The sequence below is a fragment of the Mycobacterium rhizamassiliense genome (assembly GCF_900157375.1).
GTDB lineage: Bacteria > Actinomycetota > Actinomycetes > Mycobacteriales > Mycobacteriaceae > Mycobacterium > Mycobacterium rhizamassiliense.
Window position 1 is genome coordinate 293,537 of the sequence record NZ_LT721901.1, and the last position, 20,263, is coordinate 313,799.

Here is a 20,263-nt window from a genome sequence, read left to right on the forward strand (position 1 = left end):
CATGGCGCCGGTGACCGACGAGCAGGTCGAGCGGGTGCGCGCGCTGGTGGCGGCCATACCGTCGGGCCGCGTCGCGACCTACGGCGACATCGCCTCTGTCGCAGGGCTTTCCAGCCCGCGGATCGTCGGCTGGATCATGCGCACCGACTCGTCCGACCTGCCCTGGCACCGGGTGATCACGGCATCGGGGCGCCCGGCCCACCATCTGACCACCCGGCAGCTGGAACTGCTGCGCGCCGAGGGGGTGCTGGCGAACGACGGCCGGATCGCGCTCAGCGAGGTTCGCTACGAGTTTCCGGACGCTTAAAGGCGTCTAGAGGACCAGCCGCACCAGGGCGGCGGTGCGCGCCAACCCGGGGAACGCGTCGGCGGTCGAGCGCGGATGCAGCGCGTGCACGGCCAGGCGGAACATCAACGCGCGCAACAACATCTGCGGCCACTCCGGCAGCGCGTTCCATCGCTCGATGAGGCCGTCGTCGGCCTCACCCCAGGACAGCGCGTCGACGACGACCACACCCGCGGCCCATGAGGCCGGCCGCCAGTAGGGGGTGATGTCGGTGATCCCCGGCGCGGCGGTGCCGATGAAAAGCACTGTGCCGTAAAGGTCCCCGTGCACCAGCTGGTTGGGGCTCTTGGTCGGCTTGCGCAGGGTGGCGAGCTGGTTGATCAGCTCCACCGAGCGCTGACCGTCGGCCGGCGGCGGGGCGGTGCGCGCGCCGGGCGGCACCGAGGCGAGCGGCCGCTCCTCCCACGCCGAGCGGTCGGCGGCGATGAACACGTCGACGTCCGACCAGGGTGCCGTCGGCCCCTGGGTCAGGAATCGCGGGCGTTCCAGTTTGCCGGTGGCTTCGTGCAGCCGCACCGCCGCCGAGACGACCTCGTCGTGCCGGGGTTCCGGGGTGCCCGCGACGAACGTGTCCGCGCGCCATCCGGAGACGACGTAGCGTCCGTCGGTCGAGCGGACCGGCCGGGCCAGCCGCACGCCGTCGACGAACAACGTCTCGCGCACCCGCGCCGACCACGCCGCGCGGGCATGATCGGCGACGGTCGACAACACGACTTCGCCGCAGCGCCAGCCGCCCTCCCAACTGGCGCCCAGCGCGACGGGTTTCACCCCTGCCAAGCCGAACGCCGCTAGCACGTGCTCCGGCGGCGGCTCGACACTCACGAGGGTTAGCGTAATGGAGCCCAGTGGGGGTATCGGGTTAGTACATGACCATGTCGGGTTGCATCTGCTGCGCCCAGGCCACGATTCCGCCCTGCAAGTGCACGACATCGGTGAATCCGGCCTTCTTCGCCGCCGCCAGCGCCTCGGCCGAGCGCACGCCGGTCTTGCAGTAGAGCACGGCCTTGCGGTCGTGTGGCAGCTTTGCCAGGCCCTCGCCGGAGCTGATCGACGAGTTCGGGATCAGCTGGGCGCCCTCGATGTGATTGATGTCCCACTCGACCTGCTCGCGGACGTCGATCAGGGCCAGGTTCGCGCCCGAATCCAGCAGCGCCCGCAACTCGCGCGGGGTGATCGCCGAATCCGGGGCCGTCGCGTCCGGCACCCCGCCGCAGAACGCCTCGTAGTCGACCAGCTCGGTGATCCTCGGCCGGAAAGCCTCTGACGGGTCCTTGCGGACCGTGATCGTGCGATAGCTCATCTCGAGCGCGTCGTAGATCATCAGCCGGCCGAGCAGCGGTTCGCCGATCCCGGTGATCAGCTTGATCGCCTCGGTCCCCATCACCGACGCGATCGAGGCGCAGACGATGCCCAGCACGCCACCTTCGGCGCACGACGGGACCAGGCCGGGCGGCGGCGGCTCGGGGTACAGGTCGCGATAGTTCAGGCCCCGCCCGTCGGGGGCGTCCTCCCAGAACACCGAGACCTGGCCCTCGAAGCGGTAGATCGAGCCCCACACGTAGGGCTTGCCTGCCAGCACCGCGGCATCGTTGACCAGGTACCGAGTGGCGAAGTTGTCGGTGCCGTCGAGGATCAGGTCGTATTGCCCGAACAGCTCGACGGCGTTGCCGGCGTCCAGCCGGACCTCGTGCAACCGCACCTGCACCAGCGGGTTGATGGCGGCGATGGAGTCGCGCGCCGACTGGGCCTTGGACCGCCCGACGTCGGCGGTGCCGTGGATGATCTGGCGCTGCAGGTTGGATTCGTCGACCACGTCGAAGTCGACGATGCCGAGCGTGCCGACGCCGGCGGCGGCCAGGTACAGCAGCGTCGGCGCGCCGAGGCCGCCGGCGCCGATCACCAGCACCCGGGCGTTCTTCAGCCGCTTCTGCCCGTCGGTACCCAGGTCGGGAATGATCAGATGCCGGCTGTAGCGCGCCACCTCGTCCCGGGTCAGCTCGCCGGCGGGCTCGACTAGCGGCGGCAAGGAAATTCGCACACCACCGAGGTTAGGCCGAGGTCAGGCGATCGGATACGGCCAGGGATTGAAGCGGCAGGTCTTGCCGTCGGCCTTGACGTATTCGGGGTCGAACTTCGCGGCGTCGTCGTTGGACGTGGAGAACGTCTGCTGCATCATCACCGGCGCCAGGCCGCCGTTTTGGTCGCACGGCTCGTGGCGCACGTAGCCGATGGCGTGGCCCACCTCGTGGTTGATCACGTACTGCCGGTACGAGCCCATGTCGCCCTGGAACGGCACCGCCCCGCGCACCCAGCGCGCCTCGTTGATGAACACCCGCGCCTGCTTCTCGGGCCCGAAAACCGGGTTGTAGCAGGAGGTCTCCAGCCGGAACTCGTAGCCGCAGCCCTCACGCACCGTCACCGGGGACACCAGCGAGATCCGGAAGTCGGGCTTGACCCCGCTAGCGCCGTCGATCCTGGTGAAGGCGAATTGCGGATTGTGCGTCCAGCCCTTGGGATTGGCCAGCGTCTGGTCGACCATCTGGGCGAAGGCGTCGTCGCCGCCGAACATCGTGGGGTCGAGGCCGTTTTCGATCTCGACGGTGTACTTGAACACCTTGGCGGTGCCCTGGCCGACCTGCGGCATGGTGCCCGGCACCACCTGCCAGGTCTTGTCGCCGGCCTCGGTGAACGGCCCGCCGTCGGGCAGCGTCCCGGCGGGCAGGTTCGCGTCGAAGGTGGCCAGCCCACGCGGCGGCGCGTCGAGGATGGCGGTGCCCACCGCACCGATGACGGGCGGGCCCTGAATGGGCTGACTGGCGGCCGGCTTCGACGTGCCCACCCCGGTCACCGTCTGGTAGCCGATCACCACGGTCAGCGCCAGCAGCACGGGCAGCGCATAGGCCCGCCAGCCGTAGGTCGAGATGAATCGCCCCAGCCACGTCTGCTTGCGCCATTGGCGTGGCCGCTCGCGGTCGGCCCGGACCCGTCCGGCGTCCCGTGCGATCGGGTCGCGCAGGGCCCGAAGCGGCTCGCGCCACTGGTCATGCAGCACGGGCGCTCGACCGGCGTCGCGCGCAGGTCGGTCGGACGTCATTGCCCCAGGATGGCACAGCGGGCAGCGGGGGCGCCCCTGGCGCGCCCGAGCATCCGGGGCGCGACACCGGTCCCGCCAGCCCGCCGATGCCAGTCCTGACGACATTGCGGGTAGTAATGTCGTTGCGACGAGGGCGCGGCTGGCTCCAGGAACGGCGGTCAGTTGCCACGATCAGATGAGGACCCGATGAGCGAGATCGCCAAGGCAGCGCCCCGGCGTGCCGTCAAACCGATCGACCGCAGCCGGTCGGCCGACGGCGTGGCGACCGCCAGCAGGCGGGGCAACAGGCTGCCCCGCGACGAGCGTCGTGGCCAGTTGCTCATCGTCGCCAGCGACGTCTTCGTCGACCACGGCTACCACGCCGCAGGCATGGACGAGATTGCCGAGCGGGCGGGCGTCAGCAAACCCGTTCTTTACCAACACTTTTCGAGCAAACTCGAGCTGTATTTGGCGGTGCTCAACCGGCACGTCGACAACCTGGTCTCGGGCGTGCAGAACGCGCTGAGCACCACCACCGACAACCGGCGCCGGCTGCATTCGGCCGTCCAGGCCTTCTTCGACTTCATCGAGCACGACAGCCAGGGGTACCGGCTGATCTTCGAGAACGACAACGTCACCGAGCCCGAGGTCGCCACGCAGGTGCGCGCCGCCACCGAATCGTGCATCGACGCGGTGTTCGCGCTGATCAGCGCCGACTCCGGGCTGGACCCGCACCGCGCCAGGATGATCGCGGTCGGGCTGGTCGGCATCAGCGTGGACTGCGCCCGCTACTGGCTGGACTCCGACCGCCCGATCTCCAAGTCGGACGCCGTCGACGGCACCGTGGCGTTCGCCTGGGGCGGCCTGTCACACGTGCCGCTTACTCGCTCTTAGCGCCCTTACCGGCCTTGGCGTCCGCGCCGATCCCGATCCCGAAGCCGACCCGGCGGCTGTCGGCGGCGCCGATCTCGACGTAGGAGATCTTGGCCGTGTTGATCAGGAACAGGCGGCCCCTCTCGTCGTGCAGCCGCAGCACGTTCGAGCCCCCACCCAGGGCGGCGGAGACAAGTTCCTCGACCTCAGCGGGCGTCTGCGCACTGGGAAACACCAGCTCGCGTGGGCTGTCCGTGATTCCGACCTTGACCTCCACCGTGGCCCCTTCCGTTCGTGGTTCGTCCTGTGATTCGTCCCAGACGCGTCAGCAGCAGGCTAATCGACGCGCGCCGAGCAGTCTGACCCAGAGGGTGCCGCCAAGGTCGACGGCCGATAACGATTCGCTCCCAACTGGGTCAACGCCGCCGCGCAGCCCCGCGGCCCGTCGTCTCCCATCCGTAGCATCGGCACCATCAGCAACACACTGCACGATCTCGACGGCCTAGTCACCGAGCCCATCCATGACTACCCCGATGACGAGATTTACGCCGGAGCCGACTCGGACTACGAGGACGAGGGCTACGGCGAACTGGTGTGGCCGTCGGACCCCCGCTGGCGCCCGGTCGCGGCGTTCGTCGGGGTGGTCGTGGCCGTCGGCGCCATCGCCACCGCGGTGGTCATCAACAGCGGCGACAGCGCGTCGACGAAGGCCACGATCGGGCCGGGCCCGCGGCCGGTGACCTCCGCGCCGCGCACCATGACCCCGCCCAGCGCGTCGGCCAGCCCGGCGCCCTCGCGGGGTCCCCAGCAGTCACCCGAGACCGTCACCACGCTGGCCCCGCCCATCGCGGCACCCCCGGGACCCATCACCGCCGCGCCGCTGCCCACCTACCTGCCGCCGCGCGCCCTGGCGCCCGCGCAGCAGCCGCCGACGGCCGCCCTGAGCCCGCGCACCGTCTTCTACAGCGTGGCCGGGTCCAAGCAGCTGCTTGATCTGGTGAACATCGTCTACACCGACGCCCAGGGCTTCCCGAAGACGGAGTTCAACGTCTCGCTGCCGTGGACAAAGATGGTGGTGCTGAACCCGGGCGTGACGACCGAATCCGTGATCGCGCAAAGCATTTACAGCCACCTGAACTGCTCGGTGGTCAATGCCGAGGGCCAGGTCGTGGTGGCCTCGACCAACAACTCGCCGATGGCGACCTGCACGCGCTGAGTCCGATGGCCGTGACCCGCTGCGCCCGGCTGCGCCGCGCTTGCGATCACGCGCTGCGACTAGCTCAGGCCGAGCTCGCGCATCCGCCGGTCGTGGGTGTGCTGCAGGCGTTCGAAGAACGAGCTGAGCTGGCTCAGGCCGCCCGCCCCGGAGATCAACAGGTCGACCAGCTCGTCGTGGTCGGCCAGCAGGTACTGGGCCTGGGTGATCGCCTCGCCGAACAGCCGGCGCGACCACAGCGCCAGGCGACTGCGCTGTTTGCCGCTGGCGGTCACCGCGGCGCGCACCTCGGCGACGACGAACTGCGAGTGCCCGGTCTCCGACAGGGCCGCCCGCACCACGTCGGCAACCTCGTCGGGCAGGCTGTCGGCGATCTCGAGATACAGGTCGGCGGCCAGGGCGTCACCGACATAGGTCTTCACCAGGGCTTCCAGCCAGGTGCTCGGCATCGTCAGCCGGTGGTAGTTCTCCAGCGCCGCGGCGTACCGGGACATCGCCGTGACGACGTCGACGCCGCGGCTTTCCAGGGCGTCGCGCAGCAGCTCGTAGTGAATCATCTCGGCGGCAGCCATGCTGGCCATAGAGATGCGTCCGCGCAGGTCGGGGGCCATTCTGGCCTCGTCCGTCAGGCGATAGAACGCGGCCACCTCACCGTAGGCGAGCACCGCGAACAGCTCGTTCACACCGGGGTGTTCTGCGGTCACGTGTGAGGTAGGCGATTCGTCCACCTGGTCGGCGGAGGAGGCCGAAGTCATGGTCCTCACTCTAGTCGGCGTATTGAGAAGAAGATGGGCGCCGACTGTCGACCAGCTATCATGCAGATAGATAGTGGCTGTATTTCGTACCGCCGCCATCGGCGAAATGTGCGTGCACAGCGGGCCCACCTGAGATTAGGGCCGGCGACTCGGCGACTTGGAGTCGGAATTCGTGCGCGCGTGACCGCAATCGAGAACACCGAAAAACTCCATGTCACCGAAAGGCACAACAACCACATATGACCGCTCTCACAAGCGCGACCGAAACTACCTTTGCTCAACTCGGCGTCCGCGACGAAATCGTGCGCGCGCTGGCCGAAGAAGGCATTGAGCATCCCTTTGCCATCCAGGAACTGACCCTGCCGCTGGCGCTCGCCGGCGACGACGTGATCGGCCAGGCCCGCACCGGCATGGGCAAGACCTTCGGGTTCGGCGTGCCACTGCTGCAACGCATTACGGCCAGCGCCGCGACGCGACCGCTCAGCGGCGCCCCGCGGGCGCTGATCGTCGTGCCCACCCGCGAGCTCTGCATCCAGGTGACCGAGGACCTGGCCACCGCGGCCAAGTACCTGATCGCCGACGAGGGCCGCCGCCTGGCGGTGGTGTCCATCTACGGTGGGCGCCCTTACGAGCCGCAGATCGAGGCGCTGCGAGCCGGCGCCGACGTCGTGGTGGGCACCCCGGGCCGGTTGCTCGACCTCTCCCAACAGGGCCACCTGCAGCTGGGTGGCCTGTCGGTGCTGGTGCTCGACGAGGCCGACGAGATGCTCGACCTGGGCTTTTTGCCCGACATCGAGCGCATCCTGCGGCAGATCCCGGCCGGCCGGCAGTCGATGCTGTTCTCGGCCACGATGCCGGACCCGATCATCACGCTGGCCCGCACGTTCATGGTCCAGCCCACCCACATCCGCGCCGAGGCGCCGCACTCGGCGGCCACCCACGACACCACCGAGCAGTTCGCCTACCGCGCCCACGCGCTGGACAAGGTCGAGCTGGTAAGCCGGGTGCTGCAGGCCGAGGGCCGGGGCGCGACGATGATCTTCACCCGTACCAAGCGCACCGCGCAGAAGGTCGCCGACGAGCTGGCCGAGCGCGGCTTCAAGGTCGGCGCCGTGCACGGCGACCTCGGGCAGATCGCCCGGGAGAAGGCACTCAAGGCGTTCCGCAACGGTGAGGTCGACGTGCTGGTGGCCACCGACGTCGCCGCCCGCGGCATCGACATCGACGACATCACCCACGTCATCAACTACCAGACCCCCGAGGACGAACAGGCGTACGTGCACCGCATCGGGCGCACCGGCCGGGCCGGCAAGACCGGCATCGCGGTCACGCTGGTGGACTGGGACGACATGCCCCGCTGGGCGATGATCGATAAGGCGCTGGGCCTGGGCATCCCCGACCCGGCCGAGACGTACTCCAACTCCGCGCACCTGAAGGCCGAGCTCGGCATCCCGAGCGAGGCGAAAGGCACCGTCGGCACGGCGCGCAAGTCGCCGGTCAAGCGCCGCGTCACCGAAAGCGCGGGCCGCGGCGAGGGCTCGCACCGCAACTCGGACCGCAAAGAGGGCGACAAGCCCGCGCGCGCCCGGTCCGGCAACCGGCGCCGGCGTACCCGTGCCGGCGAGCCCGTCACCGGCCACCCCGCCGGCGGCGCGCCCGCGAGCAGCAACGGCGACGCCGCCGCGGACACACCCCAGGCGGCCGGATCTGGTGACGGGGCCGGCCCGAACGCAGCAGGCGGGGCCAACCCCCGCCGCCGCCGTCGCCGCAAGCCGGCGGAGAGCGCCGCCGCCGGCACTACCGCCAACTGAGTCCGCTCCGGCGCATGGTCAAACCCGAACGCCGCACCAAGGGTGACCTGCTGGCTGCTGCGGCGATCGCGATTGTCGTCGCCGCGGTGGCGTCGCTGATCTGGTGGACGAGCGACGCCCGGGCCACCATCAGCCGGCCCGCCGCCATCCCGGCGCCCAACCCCACCCCGGCCAGGGAAGTGCCGGCGACCCTCACGCAGTTGTGGACCGCCGCCAGCCCCGCGACCACGGCGCCGCTCGTGATCAGCGGGACGATCGCCACCGGCAACGGCCGCAGGGTGGACGGGCGCGATCCCGCGACGGGCCAGTCGCGCTGGAGCTACTCCCGCGACGCCGACCTGTGCGGGCTCTCCTGGATCTACCGCTACGCCGTCGCCGTCTACAAGGACGACCGCGGCTGCGGGCAGGTCAGCACGCTGGACGGGTCCAATGGCCGGCGCGGGGCCGCCCGCAGCAGCTACGCCGATCCCCGCGTCCGGCTCACCTCCGACGGCATGACGGTGCTATCGACCGGTGACACCCGCCTGGAGCTGTGGCGCTCGGACATGGTCCGGATGCTGGCCTACGGCGAGACCGACGCCCGGGTGAAGCCGTCGTCGCGCGGCCTGCACTCCGGGTGCCGGCTGATCTCGGCGGCGGCCAGCTCGTCGGCGGTCTCGGTGCTGGAGAGCTGCAAGAGCCAGGCCGACCTGCGGCTGGTGTTGTTGCGCCCCGGCAAGGAAGACGACGAGCCCGCCCAGCACGCCGTGTCGGAACCCGGCGTCAAGGCGGATTCGGGTGCCCGCGTGGTGGCGGTGCGGGAGAACAACACCGCGGTTTACGTCCCGCTGCCGCAGCCGCGCGTCGACGTGCTCGACGAGACCGGCACGGTGGTGTCGACCACCCTGCTGCCCAAGCCGCCGTCGCCGGCGGCGGTGGCGTCGCTGGCGGGCAACTCGGTCACCTGGTGGACGGGCGATTCGGTGCTGGTGTTCGACGCGACCAGCCTGGCGCCGCGCTACACCATCGCCGCGGGCGACACTACGGCGCCGCTGGGTCCCGGGGCGATGATGGCCGGCAAACTGCTGGTCCCGGTGACCGGCGCGATCGGCGTCTACGACCAGATCAGCGGCGCGAACGAGCGCTACATCCCGGTGAACCGGGCGCCCGGCAGCCAGCAGCCCGGAGTGCCCGTCGTTCCGGCGGTTTCGGGTTCGCACGTGTACGAGCAGCGGGGCGACACCGTGGTGGCCCTGGGCTGATACGCCCGCGGGCTAGACCTCGACGGCGTACGTCGGCAGCGGCTTGCCGGACTTCCAGTGCTTGATCAACGCCTTCGCCAGCTCGCTGTAGGCGACCGCGCCCTTGTTCTTGCGCCCGGCCATCACCGACGAGCCCGACGCGCTCGCCTCGGCGAAGCGCACCGTGCGCGGGATCGGCGGGGCGAGCACCGGCAGCTGATAACGATCGGCGACGTCGAGCAGCACGTCGCGGGTGTGCGTCGTGCGGGAGTCGTACAGCGTCGGCAGCGCGCCCAGCAGCTTGAGCTCCGGGTTGGTGATCTGCTGCACATCGGAGACCGTGCGCAGGAACTGGCCGACGCCGCGGTGGGCCAGCGTCTCGCACTGCAGCGGCACGATCACCTCGTCGGCGGCCGTCAGACCGTTGAGCGTCAGCACGCCCAGCGACGGCGGGCAGTCGAGGATCACCACGTCGAACTGGTCGTCCAGCTTGGCCAGCGCCCGCTTGAGCGCGTACTCGCGGCCTGCCCGCATCAGCAGCATGGCCTCGGCACCGGCGAGGTCAATGTTGGCCGGTAGCAGCGTCATTCCCTCGACGGTGGCTACCAGCGCCGCATTCGGCTCGACGTCACCGAGCAGCACCTCGTGCACCGACAGCGGCAACTTATCGGGATCGTGGCCGAGCGAAAAGGTCAGACAGCCCTGCGGATCGAGATCTACAAGCAGCACCCGCTTGCCGCTTTTCGCCATCGCCCCGCCGAGCGAGGCGACCGTCGTCGTCTTAGCGACGCCGCCCTTCTGGTTGGCCACCGCCAGTACCCGAAAGTCACTCACCCTGCCATCCTGGCACGTTCTCGGCGGGGTGCTACGGCTTCCCTCTGCGGGCACGGCGAGTCGTCCGGCAGAATCACTGAACATGGGCGTGCTCAAGCACCGGCTGTTCCTGCTCCGCCATGGCGAGACCGAGTGGTCGCTGTCGGGTCAGCACACCGGCAGCACCGAAATCGACCTGACCGAGAACGGCCGGCAGCAGGCCAAGCTGGCCGGCGCCTTGCTGGCCGGGCTGGACCCCGTCAGCCCGGTGGTGATCAGCAGCCCGCGGCAGCGCACCCTGGTCACCGCCGACCTGGCGGGCCTGACCGTCGACGAGGTGTCCCCGCTGCTCGCCGAGTGGGATTACGGCGAATACGAAGGCGTCACAACCGATGAGATCCACAAGACGGTTCCCGATTGGCTGGTGTGGACGCACGGATGTCCCGGCGGCGAGAGCGTTGCGCAGGTCAGCGACCGCGCGGACGCGGCCGTCGCGATGGCGTTGCGGCACATGGAATCGCACGACGTAGTGTTCGTCAGCCACGGCCATTTCTCCCGCGCGGTGATCACCCGCTGGGTCGAACTGCCGCTCGTCGAGGGCCGCCGGTTCGGCATGCGCACCGCCTCGATCGCGCTGTGCGGCTTCGAGCACGGAGTGCGCCAACTGCTCGCGCTGGGCCTGACCGGTCAACCGAGCGCTGGCGTGTGAGCCCAGCAGAACCGCCGTTCGCGCTGAGCGGGCCGACCGGCACGCTGATCGCCGACGGGGTGCGAGCGCGCTACAGCGAGGTGGCAGCGGCGCAGCACGCGCTGCGCACGGGGTCGGCACCAATCGTGTTGGGCGCGTTGCCTTTCGACGTGGGCAGGCCGGCCGCACTGCTGACGCCGGACGCGGTGCTCCGCCGCGACGGGCTGCCCGACTGGCCGACGGGCCCGCTGCCGGCGGTGCGCGTCGCGGCCGCCGTTCCGCCGCCGGCCGACTATCGCGACCGCATCGCGCGGGCCCGCGATCGGCTCACCGCACCGGGCAGCCCGCTGAGCAAAGTGGTGCTGGCCCGCACGCTGCAGCTGTCCGCCGACGGCGCGCTGGACGGCCGCGCCGTCCTGCGCCGGCTGGTCGCCGCGGATCCGGCCGCCTACGGCTATCTCGTCGACCTGACGGCCGCGGGCGAGGGTTACACCGGGGCGGCCCTGATCGGCGCCAGCCCCGAGCTGCTGGTCGCGCGCTCCGGCGACCGGGTGATCTGTCAGCCGTTCGCCGGCTCGGCCCCCCGCGCCGTCGACCCGCAACTCGACGCGGCCAACGGCGCCGCGCTGGCGGCGTCGGCCAAGGACCGCCACGAGCACCGGCTGGTCATCGACGCGATGCGGGCCGCGCTGGAGCCGCTGTGCGACGAGCTGACGATCGCGCCCGAACCGGACCTGAGCCGCACCGCGGCGGTCTGGCACCTGTGCACACCGATCAGCGGACGATTACGTGAAACATCAACCACCGCAATCGATCTAGCGCTGGCGCTGCACCCGACGCCGGCGGTCGGCGGAGTTCCGGCCGAGGCCGCCGCCGAACTCATCGCCGAGCTGGAGGGCGACCGCGGCTTCTACGCCGGCGCCGTCGGCTGGTGCGACGCCGGCGGCGACGGCCGCTGGGTGGTGTCCATCCGCTGCGCGCAGCTGTCGGCCGACCGCCGCACGGCCCTGGCGCACGCCGGCGGCGGCATCGTCGCCGAATCCGATCCCGACGCCGAAGTCGACGAAACCACAACGAAATTCGCCACCATCCTGCGCGCGCTGGGAGTGCAGCGTTGAGCCACACCATCCGCCGCGTCACCCCGTCGGACGCCGCGGACATCGCCGACATGATTCACGGGCTGGCCGAATTCGAGCGCGCCCCCGACCAGTGCACCGTCACCGAAACCCAGATCACGGCGGCGCTTTTCGCCGCTGCCCCGACGGTGTTCGGGCACGTCGCCGAGGTCGACGGCGAGGTCGCCGGGATGGCGTTGTGGTTCCTCAGCTTCTCCACCTGGGATGGCGTCGCCGGGATCTACCTGGAAGACCTGTTCGTACGCAACAGGTTCGCCGTCGCGGCCTTGCCCGCGCGCTGCTTGCGGCCCTCGCGGCCGAATGCGTCGACAACGGCTACACCCGACTGTCGTGGGCGGTGCTGAACTGGAACTCGGGCGCCGTCGCGCTCTACGACGGCATCGGCGCAGTGCCGCAACGGGAATGGACGACCTACCGGCTGTCCGGGCCGCCGTTGGACGAGCTGGCCGGACCGCGCTGATCGCCGCCGGCGGCCCAGCGCAGCGCCGGGGGGCTGAACAACAGGCCCAGCACGGTGAGCGCCACGACGGCGACGGGAATCCCGAAGGCCAGCTGGCGCGAGCCCACCCCGAGGTACCACGCCACCGGCAACAGCAGCAGCTGGGCGAAGACCGCCGGCCCGCGGCCCCAGCGCTTGCCGAGCGTCAGCGCGCGGCCCGCGGCCAGCACCACGCCGCCCACCACGACGAACCAGGCCGCCGTGCCCAGGCCGTTGACCACGTGCTGGTCGACTCCGGCGATCGCACGCACCACCAGCACTGCGGCCATCACCAGCGCGGCCGCGCCTTGCACCGCGACGAGCAATCCCGCGCCTCGCACGACGGATGGGGCGGGGGCGGTCACAGCGTCAGCGTAGTCACGGCGCCCGGGCGTCCCGGGCGTGCGGGCCCTTCCCCCACAGCGGGGGCATAGCGACCCCGCATAAGCTCATCCATCATGCGCGCGGTGCTGATCGTGAACCCAACGGCGACTTCCACCACTGCGGCCGGCCGCGATCTCCTGGCACACGCCCTCAAGAGCCGTCTCGAGCTCACCGTCGAACACACCACCCATCGCGGTCACGGCGTCGAACTCGCGCAGAAGGCCGTCGCCGACGGCATCGATCTGGTCGTGGTGCACGGCGGCGACGGCACGGTGAGCGGCGTGGTCAACGGGTTGCTCGGCCGCCCCGGTCCGACGGCGCCGACGGGACAGCTGCCCGCAATCGCGGTGGTGCCCGGCGGCTCGGCCAACGTGCTGGCGCGATCGCTGGGGATCTCGCGTGACCCCGTCGCCGCCACCAATCAGCTGATTCAGCTGATCGACGACTACCGCCGTTCGCAGAAGTGGCGCCGCATCAGCCTGATCGACTGCGGCGACCGGTGGGCGGTGATCAACGCGGGCATGGGCGTCGATGCTGAAGTGGTCGCGGGGGTGGAGGCCCAGCGCAACAAGGGCGTCAAGGTGACGCCGTTACGGTACTGGCGCGTCGCCATTCCCATCACCATCGGCTACAGCCGCCGCGCCCCCAGCCTCACCCTGGAGCTGCCCGGGCGCGACCCGGTGGAGGGCGTGAATTTCGCCTGGGTGTCCAACACCACGCCGTGGACCTACAGCAACAGCCGGCCGATGGTGACCAACCCCGGCTGCAGCTTCGAAACGGGCCTCGGCGTGTTCGCCGTCACCGAAATGAAGACGATCCCGACGCTGCGGCTGCTGAGCCAGCTGTTGTCCAAGCGGCCGAATCCTCAAGCCAAGCAACTGGTCCGGGACGACGACGCGGCTTGCCTGCGCATCAGCTCGCCAGGAGTGCCGGTCGCCAGCCAGTTCGACGGCGAGTACCTGGGCCTGCGCGAGAGCATGACTTTCCGGGCCGTTCGCGACGTATTAGCGGTCGCCGCCCCGCCCCACCAAAAGCCATTCTGAGCTGGAAGAAAAGCCGCGTGAGCCGGCGGTGTGACGAATAAATCCGTGAGAGTAACCGGCGAGTGTAGTACAACGGTGTTAGGGCTCGGCTACGGCGTGATCAAAGTGAGATAGCACACGGACGAACGCACGCTATTGACATCTGTTGGGCCTGTGAAACGATCGAAAGGTTGCATGCAGGAAAGTCGTAGGGGTACGGGTTTACTGACCTCTGCCGTGCAAGCGTTAAGAGCCGAAGACAAACGCGAGTGCGCTGTGCTGCGCACATAGTTGAGGAGTAACTACTTATGGATTGGCGCCACAAGGCGGTCTGTCGCGACGAGGATCCGGAACTGTTTTTCCCGGTAGGGAATAGCGGCCCGGCGCTCGCGCAGATCGCTGACGCGAAACTGGTCTGCAATCGGTGTCCGGTGACCACAGATTGCCTCAGTTGGGCTCTGAACACCGGCCAGGACTCGGGCGTCTGGGGCGGCATGAGCGAAGACGAGCGGCGTGCACTGAAGCGTCGCAACGCCCGGACGAAGGCCCGCAGCGGAGTCTGACCACAGCTTCCGTTAACAGTGCGGCCCCGACAATCTGTCGGGGCCGCACTGTTGCGTCGGGATCACAACAGCAATCGGGCGCGCCGGCCGATCGGAACCCGCAGCACCACATCGGTGCCGCGCCGCGGCGCAGCGCGCATGCCCAGCGTGCCGTCGAGCTCGGCGGCCACCAGCGTCCGCACGATCTGCAGCCCGAGGCTGTCGGATTTGTCCAGGCTGAATCCCTCGGGCAGCCCGCGCCCGTCGTCGTGCACCACGACGTCGAGCCAGCGCGCCGAACGCTCGGCGCGGATCGTCACCGACCCCGCCTGGGCGGCCGGATCAAACGCGTGCTCGATCGCGTTCTGCACCAGCTCGGTGATCACCATGATCAGCGCCGTCGCCCGATCGGAATCCAGCACGCCGAGATCGCCGACCCGGTTGATCCGGATCGGGCGGTCCACCGACGCCACGTCGTTCATGATCGGCAGGATCCGGTCGATGACCTCGTCGAGGTTGACCTGCTCGTCCACCGACATCGACAGGGCGTCGTGCACCAGGGCGATCGACGACACCCGGCGCACCGATTCGTTCAGCGCCTCGCGGCCCTCGGCATTGGCGGTGCGGCGAGCCTGCAGGCGCAGCAGGGCCGCCACGGTCTGCAGGTTGTTCTTCACCCGATGGTGGATCTCGCGAATCGTGGCGTCCTTGGAGATCAGGGCCCGGTCCCGCCGCTTGACCTCGGTGACGTCGCGGATCAGGATCGCCGCACCGGCGCTGCGCCCGTCCACCACCAGCGGCAGGGTCCGCAGCAGCACCGTGGCGCCGCCCGCGTCGACCTCCATCCGCATGCTCTTGCCGCCGGCCAGCAGGTCCTGCACGTGTTCTGCAACCTCTTGTGCCTCAAAGGAGTCCGAGATCAGCGGCCGCGTGATCCTGATCAGGTTGTGGCCCTCGAGCTCGGTCGTCAGCCCCATGCGGTGATACGCCGATAGGGCGTTGGGGCTGGCGTAGGCGACCACCCCGTCGACGTCGAGACGAATGAACCCGTCCCCCACCCGCGGCGTGGAACGCGACATCGCCACGTCGCGTACATCGGGAAAAGTGCCCTGCGCCAACATGTGTACGAGATCGGTGGCGCACTCGCGGTAGGCGGTCTCCAGGTGGCCGGGGTTCTGGTCGGCCGCCGGCGTGGTTTGGTGCCGGGTGAGCACCGCCACCACCTGGTCGGCGTATCGCACCGGGGTGGCCGCGACGTTGGACCCGGGCAGTTGCCACGAATTCGCTTGCCCCGCAGTGCTTTCCTGCTGCTCGGCACCCGAGGCGAAGGTCTGCGTGACGAGTGGCAGTACGTCGGCGGCCACCACGCTGCCCACCGAGTCGCTCTGCAGCACCGTGGGCGCGGTCGTCGGGCGGCATTGCGCCACGCACACCAGCACGCCGTCGTCGCGGCGCACCCACATCAGGTAGTCGGCGAAGGACAGGTCGGCCAGCAGCTGCCACTCCCCGACCACCGCGTGCAGGTGGTCCACGGCGTTGCCGGGCAGCACCGTGTGCTCGGCAAGCAGATCACCGAGAGTGGACATCGATTACGGGTGCAACGACTAGCTGATGACGGCGATCAAGTCGCCCGCCTGGATGACGTCGCCGACGGCGACGCTCACCTTGCTCACGGTGCCGCCGACCTCGGCCAGCACAGGGATCTCCATCTTCATGGACTCCAGCAGCACGACAATGTCGCCCTTACCGATTTCGTCGCCCTCGTTGACAACGACTTCGAGCACGCTGGCCACAATCTCGGCTCGAACATCCTCGGCCATCTTCACCCCACTCTTTCGGGCCACGTCGCATGCTGGCTGCTGGTCCAGGCTTTCTTCAGCTCATGTATATCGAACCACAAGACCCGATCAGACAGCGGCACGTGAAACGCGTCATGAGAGACTGTGAGGAACCCTACGGGCGCCGGACGCCCGAAACTCATGCACAAACGACGGAGGTACCCCATGGCCAAGCGTGGCCGCAAGAAGCGTGACCGTAAGCACAGCAAGGCCAACCACGGCAAGCGGCCGAACGCCTAACCAGGGCTGAAGGCAACCGCGCTCGCGCGGGTGAGTTAGTACACGTCGCGGATGATCGTGGTGCGGCGGATCTCCAGCCGCAGGCGCTCGCGCAGGCCCTCGGGGGCCCTGTCGCCGCTGCACTTGGTGGCGATCAGTGCCTTGAACTGCTCCTCGATGCCGAATATCCGCAGGCAGGGCGGGCATTCGTCGAGGTGCTGCTTGAGCTTTTGCCGCGTCTCCGGCGTGCATTCGCCGTCGAGCAGCGTCCATACCTCGGCAATCAGTTCGGCGCACTCGGCCTTCATCTGCGGGGTGGCGGCCGCCGAGGCGTCACCGGGTGAAATCTCGCTCATGACGACACCTCCTCGTGCGTCTGCTGCCCGCGGGTGAAGCCCCGCTCCTTGGCCACATCGGCCAATAGACTACGCAACTGTCGCCTGCCTCGATGCAGCCTCGACATCACGGTTCCGATCGGCGTGTCCATGATCTGGGCGATCTCCTTGTACGGGAAACCCTCGACGTCGGCGTAGTAGACGGCCATCCGGAACTCTTCGGGCAGGGCCTGCAGGGCCGCCTTGATCTCGGTGTCCGGCAGCGCCTCCAGGGCCTCGACCTCGGCCGAGCGCAGCCCGGTCGACGTGTGTTCTGCGTTGGCGGCCAGCTGCCAGTCGGTGATTGCCTCGGTTGGGTATTCCGCAGGCTGGCGCTGTTTCTTGCGGTAGCTGTTGATGTAGGTGTTGGTCAGGATCCGGTACAGCCAGGCCTTCAGGTTGGTGCCGGCGCGGAACGACCGGAAGCCCGCGTAGGCCTTGACCATCGTTTCCTGCAGCAGGTCCTCGGCGTCGGCGGGGTTGCGCGTCATGCGCAGCGCGCCGCCGTAGAGCTGGTCCAGCAGCGGAATCGCGTCGCGCTCGAAGCGCGCCGTCAATTCCGCGTCGCTCTCCGGCGGCAGCTCGACCTCGGGCAACTCGGGCTGGGCTCCGTCTCGTCGATCTTCGGGATCATCCATCTCGATTAACACGGTCCCTTCTGTTGCGGCGTCGCCGGACAGCATCGCCAGCGATACCGGACGCGCATAGATCGTCGCCGTTGACACCCGACTGCCTCCTCCCAATCTAAAGGCTGGGACCGACACCGTCTGCCCGGGTCTGCCCACGTCTGTTTCAGAGACCGACAGAATCAACGGCGCGAGGCAAGCTGCTATTTCCGGCGCCGACGGCGGGCAGCGCGGTCCCCCCAACCGACCGGTTGGGACCGGGCGTTAATGTGGCGCCATGTCCCTGAATGGCAAGACCATGTTCATCTCCGGCGCCAGCCGCGGTATCGGCCTGGCAATCGCCAAACGCGCAGCGCAGGACGGCGCCAACATCGCGCTGATCGCCAAGACCGCCGAGCCACACCCGAAACTGCCGGGAACGGTCTACACCGCCGCCAAGGAGCTCGAGGAGGCCGGCGGCCAGGCGCTGCCGATCGTCGGGGACGTCCGCGAGCCGGACTCCGTCGAGGCCGCGGTGGCCAAGGCCGTCGAGCAGTTCGGCGGCATCGACATCTGCGTCAACAACGCGTCGGCGATCAACCTGGGCTCCATCTCCGAGGTGCCGATGAAGCGCTTCGACCTGATGAACGGCATCCAGGTGCGCGGCACGTACGCCGTCTCCCAAGCCTGCCTTCCGCACCTGAAGGGCCGGGAGAACCCGCACGTCCTGACGCTGTCGCCGCCGGTGCTGCTGGACAGCAAGTGGCTCAAGCCGACCGCGTACATGATGGCGAAGTTCGGCATGACGCTGTGCGCGCTCGGGATCGCCGAGGAGATGCGCGAGGAGGGCATCGCGTCGAACACGCTGTGGCCGCGCACGCTAGTGGCCACCGCCGCGGTGCAGAACCTGCTCGGCGGCGACGAGGCGATGGGCCGGGCCCGCAAGCCGGAGGTGTACTCCGACGCGGCCTACGTCATCCTCAACAAGCCCGCCCGCGAATTCACCGGCAACACGCTGCTGTGCGAGGACGTGCTGCTCGACTCCGGGGTCACCGACCTGTCGGTGTACGACTGCATCCCGGGATCCAAACTGGGCGAAGACTTTTGGGTCGAGGGCGTCAACCCGCCGGGGTACTCGGGTCCCTAGGAGGGCCCGTAATCAGCCCTTGGCGAGGGTGAACTGCGCGACGTCGGTGTAGCCCTCGCGGAACAGATCCGCGCAACCGGTCAGGTACTTCATGTACCGGTCGTACACCTCTTGCGACTGAATCGCGATGGCCTCGTCGCGACGCGCCTCGAGCGCGGCCGACCAGTTGTCGAGGGTGCGCGCGTAGTGCAGGCGCAACTGTTGCACGCGCTTGATGGTGAAGCCGGCGCGTTCCGCGTGCTCTTCGACGGTCTTGGCGGCGGGCAGGTCGCCGCCCGGAAAGATCTCCTCCATGATGAATTTCATGAACCGCAGCTTGGTCATCGTGATCGGCAGGCCGCGGTCGGAGAACTCCTCGCGGCTGGGCTGAATGATGGTGTGCAGCAGCATCACGCCGTCGTCCGGAAGCGCCTCGTAGGCCATCTTGAAAAAGTCGGTGTAGCGGTCGCGGCCGAAGTGCTCGAAGGCGCCGATCGACACGATGCGGTCGACCTTCTCGCCGAACTGCTCCCAGCCCTGCAGTAGCACCCGCTTGCTCCGCGGGGACGAATGCTCGTCCAGGCGCCGCTGGACGTGTGCCTGCTGATTGCGGCTCAGCGTCAGGCCGACGACGTTGGCGTCGTATTGCTCGAGTCCGCGGACAACCGTGGTGCCCCACCCGCAGCCGATGTCGAGCAGCGTCATCCCGGGCTGCAGGCCCAGCTTGCCCAGCGACAGGTCGACCTTGGCCAACTGCGCCTCCTCGAGCGTCATGTCGTCGCGCTCGAAGTACGCGCAGCTATAGGTGCGCGTCGGGTCCAGGAAGAGTGCAAAGAATTCGTCCGACAGGTCGTAGTGCGCCTGCACGTCCTCGAAATGCGGCTTCAGGCCGGAATCTTCGCTTTTCTTTGACGACAAGGCACAACCTTTGGCAGTGAGATTTAAGTGGACTTTGCGCGACGGGCGATCGGCGTTTGATCGACTTGCCGGCAACTCAGTCTATCTGACGCGGTGCGGCGCCCTTCCGGCAAACTTCTCCAGCCCCGTCGAGAACCCGCTCCGACCGGCCGAGCACAGGCATCATCTGTACCGATATCGCACACACCCGGCACCGGACCTCACATCCAGCAAACGGATGCGCCCCGGGACAACACACAACGCCAGCCGCTTGGCGGCCGGCGTTGTGCTGCAGGGGGTTACAGTCCAGCGGCTTGGATCAGGCGGCGTGGGTCCGGCTGCGGACCTGGAACGCGCTGATCACGTCGACGATGCCGATGGCGATCAGCCAGCAGCCGGCGACCAGGGTCAGGACCGCGATCGAGTGCAGCGGCGCGACGATCAGCACCGCGCCACCGATCACGATGACCAACCCGGACACCACCTGCCAGCCGCGGCCGGGCATGTGGTCCAGGGCCAGCGCCGCGGTGAGCAGCGTCATCCCGCGGAACAACCAGCTGATGCCGATCCAGATCGCCAACAGCGTAACCGCCTCGAATTCCTCACGGAAGCAGAAGAATCCAAGGATCAGCGACACGATGCCGGTGATGAATGTCAGCACCCGCATCGCGGCGCCGGCATGCGAGCCGAAAGCCGCGAACACGTAGCCGACCCCGGAAACCACCAGGTAGATGCCGAACAGGACGCCGGCCACGAACAGGGTCTGTCCGGGCCAGGCCAGCACGATGACACCCAGCGCAATCGCCAGGATGCCGGTAAGGAGGAGCACTTGCCACGCACTGCGAGC

The 20,263-nt window shown here is 68.9% G+C and carries 24 protein-coding genes and 1 pseudogene; 12 read left to right on the forward strand and 13 right to left on the reverse strand.

Features of this window, described 5'->3' with window-relative positions:
• The first annotated feature begins 1 nt into the window (after window position 1).
• Window positions 2-307 carry an MGMT family protein gene (locus tag MRAB57_RS01450; protein WP_077085974.1) on the forward strand — a complete coding sequence of 102 codons (306 nt, stop codon included), beginning with the start codon at window positions 2-4 and terminating at the stop codon, window positions 305-307.
• A 6-nt stretch (window positions 308-313) separates the two neighbouring features.
• Here MRAB57_RS01450 and MRAB57_RS01455 read toward each other — a convergent pair whose 3' ends face one another.
• From MRAB57_RS01455 to MRAB57_RS01465, 3 genes are read right to left on the reverse strand one after another with little or no spacing between them, the layout of a single operon-like run.
• The gene (locus MRAB57_RS01455) at window positions 314-1,168 is read right to left on the reverse strand and encodes a TIGR02569 family protein (RefSeq protein ID WP_077085975.1); all 855 of its coding nucleotides are present in this window, start codon (window positions 1,166-1,168) and stop codon (window positions 314-316) included.
• 37 nt (window positions 1,169-1,205) lie between these two features.
• Window positions 1,206-2,384, reverse strand: coding sequence for an adenylyltransferase/sulfurtransferase MoeZ (moeZ, locus tag MRAB57_RS01460; RefSeq protein WP_108637858.1), 1,179 nt, complete (start codon window positions 2,382-2,384; stop codon window positions 1,206-1,208).
• Window positions 2,385-2,405: 21 nt separating this feature from the next.
• Window positions 2,406-3,440 (reverse strand): DUF3152 domain-containing protein, encoded by a 1,035-nt coding sequence (locus MRAB57_RS01465; RefSeq protein WP_077085976.1) that lies wholly within the window; start codon window positions 3,438-3,440, stop codon window positions 2,406-2,408.
• 186 nt (window positions 3,441-3,626) lie between these two features.
• On the opposite strand from MRAB57_RS01465, the gene fasR reads away from it, so the two are divergent.
• Window positions 3,627-4,313 carry an HTH-type transcriptional activator FasR gene (gene fasR / locus MRAB57_RS01470; protein WP_077085977.1) on the forward strand — a complete coding sequence of 229 codons (687 nt, stop codon included), beginning with the start codon at window positions 3,627-3,629 and terminating at the stop codon, window positions 4,311-4,313.
• Here fasR and MRAB57_RS01475 read toward each other — a convergent pair.
• Window positions 4,300-4,569 carry a DUF3107 domain-containing protein gene (locus MRAB57_RS01475; protein ID WP_077085978.1) on the reverse strand — a complete coding sequence of 90 codons (270 nt, stop codon included), beginning with the start codon at window positions 4,567-4,569 and terminating at the stop codon, window positions 4,300-4,302. The genes fasR and MRAB57_RS01475 overlap by 14 nt on opposite strands.
• A 177-nt stretch (window positions 4,570-4,746) precedes the next feature.
• Here MRAB57_RS01475 and MRAB57_RS01480 point away from each other — a divergent pair, with 177 nt between their 5' ends.
• On the forward strand, window positions 4,747-5,508 hold the full coding sequence (locus MRAB57_RS01480) for an MmpS family transport accessory protein (RefSeq protein WP_083743273.1): 762 nt from the start codon (window positions 4,747-4,749) through the stop codon (window positions 5,506-5,508).
• Window positions 5,509-5,567: 59 nt separating this feature from the next.
• Here the strand turns inward: MRAB57_RS01480 and MRAB57_RS01485 are convergent, their stop codons facing one another.
• Window positions 5,568-6,263 (reverse strand): ferritin-like fold-containing protein, encoded by a 696-nt coding sequence (locus tag MRAB57_RS01485; protein WP_077085980.1) that lies wholly within the window; start codon window positions 6,261-6,263, stop codon window positions 5,568-5,570.
• Between the two features lie 239 nt (window positions 6,264-6,502).
• Here MRAB57_RS01485 and MRAB57_RS01490 point away from each other — a divergent pair, with 239 nt between their 5' ends.
• Window positions 6,503-8,074: a DEAD/DEAH box helicase gene (locus MRAB57_RS01490; protein WP_077085981.1), complete on the forward strand. Its 1,572-nt coding sequence runs from the start codon at window positions 6,503-6,505 to the stop codon at window positions 8,072-8,074.
• 14 nt (window positions 8,075-8,088) lie between these two features.
• Entirely contained in the window at window positions 8,089-9,315 is a 1,227-nt protein-coding gene (locus MRAB57_RS01495; protein WP_077085982.1) for an Rv3212 family protein, read from the forward strand.
• Window positions 9,316-9,327: 12 nt separating this feature from the next.
• On the opposite strand, the gene MRAB57_RS01500 is transcribed toward MRAB57_RS01495, so the two are convergent.
• Window positions 9,328-10,128, reverse strand: coding sequence for a ParA family protein (locus tag MRAB57_RS01500; protein ID WP_077085983.1), 801 nt, complete (start codon window positions 10,126-10,128; stop codon window positions 9,328-9,330).
• 82 nt (window positions 10,129-10,210) lie between these two features.
• On the opposite strand from MRAB57_RS01500, the gene MRAB57_RS01505 reads away from it, so the two are divergent.
• The 3 genes and pseudogenes from MRAB57_RS01505 (at window position 10,211) to MRAB57_RS01515 (ending at window position 12,391) form a co-directional block, all read left to right on the forward strand.
• Complete coding sequence (locus MRAB57_RS01505; protein ID WP_077085984.1) at window positions 10,211-10,816, forward strand: acid phosphatase; 606 nt, start codon at window positions 10,211-10,213, stop codon at window positions 10,814-10,816.
• Complete coding sequence (locus tag MRAB57_RS01510; protein WP_077085985.1) at window positions 10,813-11,913, forward strand: isochorismate synthase; 1,101 nt, start codon at window positions 10,813-10,815, stop codon at window positions 11,911-11,913. The genes MRAB57_RS01505 and MRAB57_RS01510 overlap by 4 nt, the downstream gene beginning before the upstream one ends.
• Window positions 11,910-12,391, forward strand: a pseudogene (locus tag MRAB57_RS01515) (N-acetyltransferase family protein). Before MRAB57_RS01510 ends, MRAB57_RS01515 begins: the two are co-directional and overlap by 4 nt.
• On the opposite strand, the gene MRAB57_RS01520 reads toward MRAB57_RS01515, so the two are convergent.
• Window positions 12,343-12,774: a hypothetical protein gene (locus MRAB57_RS01520; protein WP_077085986.1), complete on the reverse strand. Its 432-nt coding sequence runs from the start codon at window positions 12,772-12,774 to the stop codon at window positions 12,343-12,345. The pseudogene MRAB57_RS01515 and the gene MRAB57_RS01520 sit on opposite strands and share 49 nt — an antisense overlap.
• Before the next feature lie 93 nt (window positions 12,775-12,867).
• On the opposite strand from MRAB57_RS01520, the gene MRAB57_RS01525 reads away from it, so the two are divergent.
• Both MRAB57_RS01525 and whiB1 read left to right on the forward strand, forming a co-directional pair.
• The gene (locus MRAB57_RS01525; RefSeq protein WP_077085987.1) at window positions 12,868-13,836 is read left to right on the forward strand and encodes a diacylglycerol/lipid kinase family protein; all 969 of its coding nucleotides are present in this window, start codon (window positions 12,868-12,870) and stop codon (window positions 13,834-13,836) included.
• A gap of 287 nt (window positions 13,837-14,123) precedes the next feature.
• Entirely contained in the window at window positions 14,124-14,378 is a 255-nt protein-coding gene (whiB1, locus tag MRAB57_RS01530) for a transcriptional regulator WhiB1 (RefSeq protein WP_007168139.1), read from the forward strand.
• Between the two features lie 62 nt (window positions 14,379-14,440).
• On the opposite strand, the gene MRAB57_RS01535 is transcribed toward whiB1, so the two are convergent.
• The gene (locus tag MRAB57_RS01535) at window positions 14,441-15,943 is read right to left on the reverse strand and encodes a sensor histidine kinase (protein WP_077085988.1); all 1,503 of its coding nucleotides are present in this window, start codon (window positions 15,941-15,943) and stop codon (window positions 14,441-14,443) included.
• Between the two features lie 18 nt (window positions 15,944-15,961).
• Window positions 15,962-16,177, reverse strand: coding sequence for a biotin/lipoyl-binding carrier protein (locus MRAB57_RS01540; RefSeq protein ID WP_067833296.1), 216 nt, complete (start codon window positions 16,175-16,177; stop codon window positions 15,962-15,964).
• Between the two features lie 183 nt (window positions 16,178-16,360).
• On the opposite strand from MRAB57_RS01540, the gene MRAB57_RS29565 reads away from it, so the two are divergent.
• On the forward strand, window positions 16,361-16,435 hold the full coding sequence (locus MRAB57_RS29565) for a 50S ribosomal protein bL37 (protein ID WP_011728008.1): 75 nt from the start codon (window positions 16,361-16,363) through the stop codon (window positions 16,433-16,435).
• A gap of 35 nt (window positions 16,436-16,470) precedes the next feature.
• Here the strand turns inward: MRAB57_RS29565 and rsrA are convergent, their stop codons facing one another.
• Window positions 16,471-16,770 (reverse strand): mycothiol system anti-sigma-R factor, encoded by a 300-nt coding sequence (rsrA, locus tag MRAB57_RS01550; RefSeq protein WP_077085989.1) that lies wholly within the window; start codon window positions 16,768-16,770, stop codon window positions 16,471-16,473.
• The gene (locus MRAB57_RS01555) at window positions 16,767-17,426 is read right to left on the reverse strand and encodes a sigma-70 family RNA polymerase sigma factor (RefSeq protein WP_425436799.1); all 660 of its coding nucleotides are present in this window, start codon (window positions 17,424-17,426) and stop codon (window positions 16,767-16,769) included. Before MRAB57_RS01555 ends, rsrA begins: the two co-directional genes overlap by 4 nt.
• Window positions 17,427-17,691: 265 nt before the next feature.
• Between MRAB57_RS01555 and MRAB57_RS01560 the strand changes: the two genes are divergently transcribed.
• Window positions 17,692-18,540 (forward strand): SDR family oxidoreductase, encoded by an 849-nt coding sequence (locus MRAB57_RS01560; RefSeq protein WP_077085990.1) that lies wholly within the window; start codon window positions 17,692-17,694, stop codon window positions 18,538-18,540.
• Window positions 18,541-18,552: 12 nt separating this feature from the next.
• Here the strand turns inward: MRAB57_RS01560 and MRAB57_RS01565 are convergent, their stop codons facing one another.
• Both MRAB57_RS01565 and MRAB57_RS01570 read right to left on the reverse strand, forming a co-directional pair.
• A complete protein-coding gene (locus MRAB57_RS01565) occupies window positions 18,553-19,437 on the reverse strand; it encodes a cyclopropane mycolic acid synthase family methyltransferase (protein WP_077085991.1) in 885 nt (294 codons plus the stop codon).
• 298 nt (window positions 19,438-19,735) lie between these two features.
• Window positions 19,736-20,245 carry an HdeD family acid-resistance protein gene (locus MRAB57_RS01570; protein WP_245835789.1) on the reverse strand — a complete coding sequence of 170 codons (510 nt, stop codon included), beginning with the start codon at window positions 20,243-20,245 and terminating at the stop codon, window positions 19,736-19,738.
• Between the last annotated feature and the right edge of the window lie 18 nt (window positions 20,246-20,263).

Bases quoted from the DNA above. Each gene is read 5' to 3' on its own strand.
- rsrA (WP_077085989.1), bottom strand. From the start codon at position 16,770: ATGAGCGAGATTTCACCCGGTGACGCCTCGGCGGCCGCCACCCCGCAG.
- MRAB57_RS01465 (WP_077085976.1), bottom strand. From the start codon at position 3,440: ATGACGTCCGACCGACCTGCGCGCGACGCCGGTCGAGCGCCCGTGCTG.
- MRAB57_RS01485 (WP_077085980.1), bottom strand. From the start codon at position 6,263: ATGACTTCGGCCTCCTCCGCCGACCAGGTGGACGAATCGCCTACCTCA.
- MRAB57_RS01525 (WP_077085987.1), top strand. From the start codon at position 12,868: ATGCGCGCGGTGCTGATCGTGAACCCAACGGCGACTTCCACCACTGCG.
- MRAB57_RS01555 (WP_425436799.1), bottom strand. From the start codon at position 17,426: ATGGATGATCCCGAAGATCGACGAGACGGAGCCCAGCCCGAGTTGCCC.
- MRAB57_RS01505 (WP_077085984.1), top strand. From the start codon at position 10,211: ATGGGCGTGCTCAAGCACCGGCTGTTCCTGCTCCGCCATGGCGAGACC.
- whiB1 (WP_007168139.1), top strand. From the start codon at position 14,124: ATGGATTGGCGCCACAAGGCGGTCTGTCGCGACGAGGATCCGGAACTG.
- fasR (WP_077085977.1), top strand. From the start codon at position 3,627: ATGAGCGAGATCGCCAAGGCAGCGCCCCGGCGTGCCGTCAAACCGATC.
- MRAB57_RS01450 (WP_077085974.1), top strand. From the start codon at position 2: ATGGCGCCGGTGACCGACGAGCAGGTCGAGCGGGTGCGCGCGCTGGTG.
- MRAB57_RS01490 (WP_077085981.1), top strand. From the start codon at position 6,503: ATGACCGCTCTCACAAGCGCGACCGAAACTACCTTTGCTCAACTCGGC.
- MRAB57_RS01540 (WP_067833296.1), bottom strand. From the start codon at position 16,177: ATGGCCGAGGATGTTCGAGCCGAGATTGTGGCCAGCGTGCTCGAAGTC.
- MRAB57_RS01495 (WP_077085982.1), top strand. From the start codon at position 8,089: ATGGTCAAACCCGAACGCCGCACCAAGGGTGACCTGCTGGCTGCTGCG.
- MRAB57_RS01535 (WP_077085988.1), bottom strand. From the start codon at position 15,943: ATGTCCACTCTCGGTGATCTGCTTGCCGAGCACACGGTGCTGCCCGGC.
- MRAB57_RS01560 (WP_077085990.1), top strand. From the start codon at position 17,692: ATGTCCCTGAATGGCAAGACCATGTTCATCTCCGGCGCCAGCCGCGGT.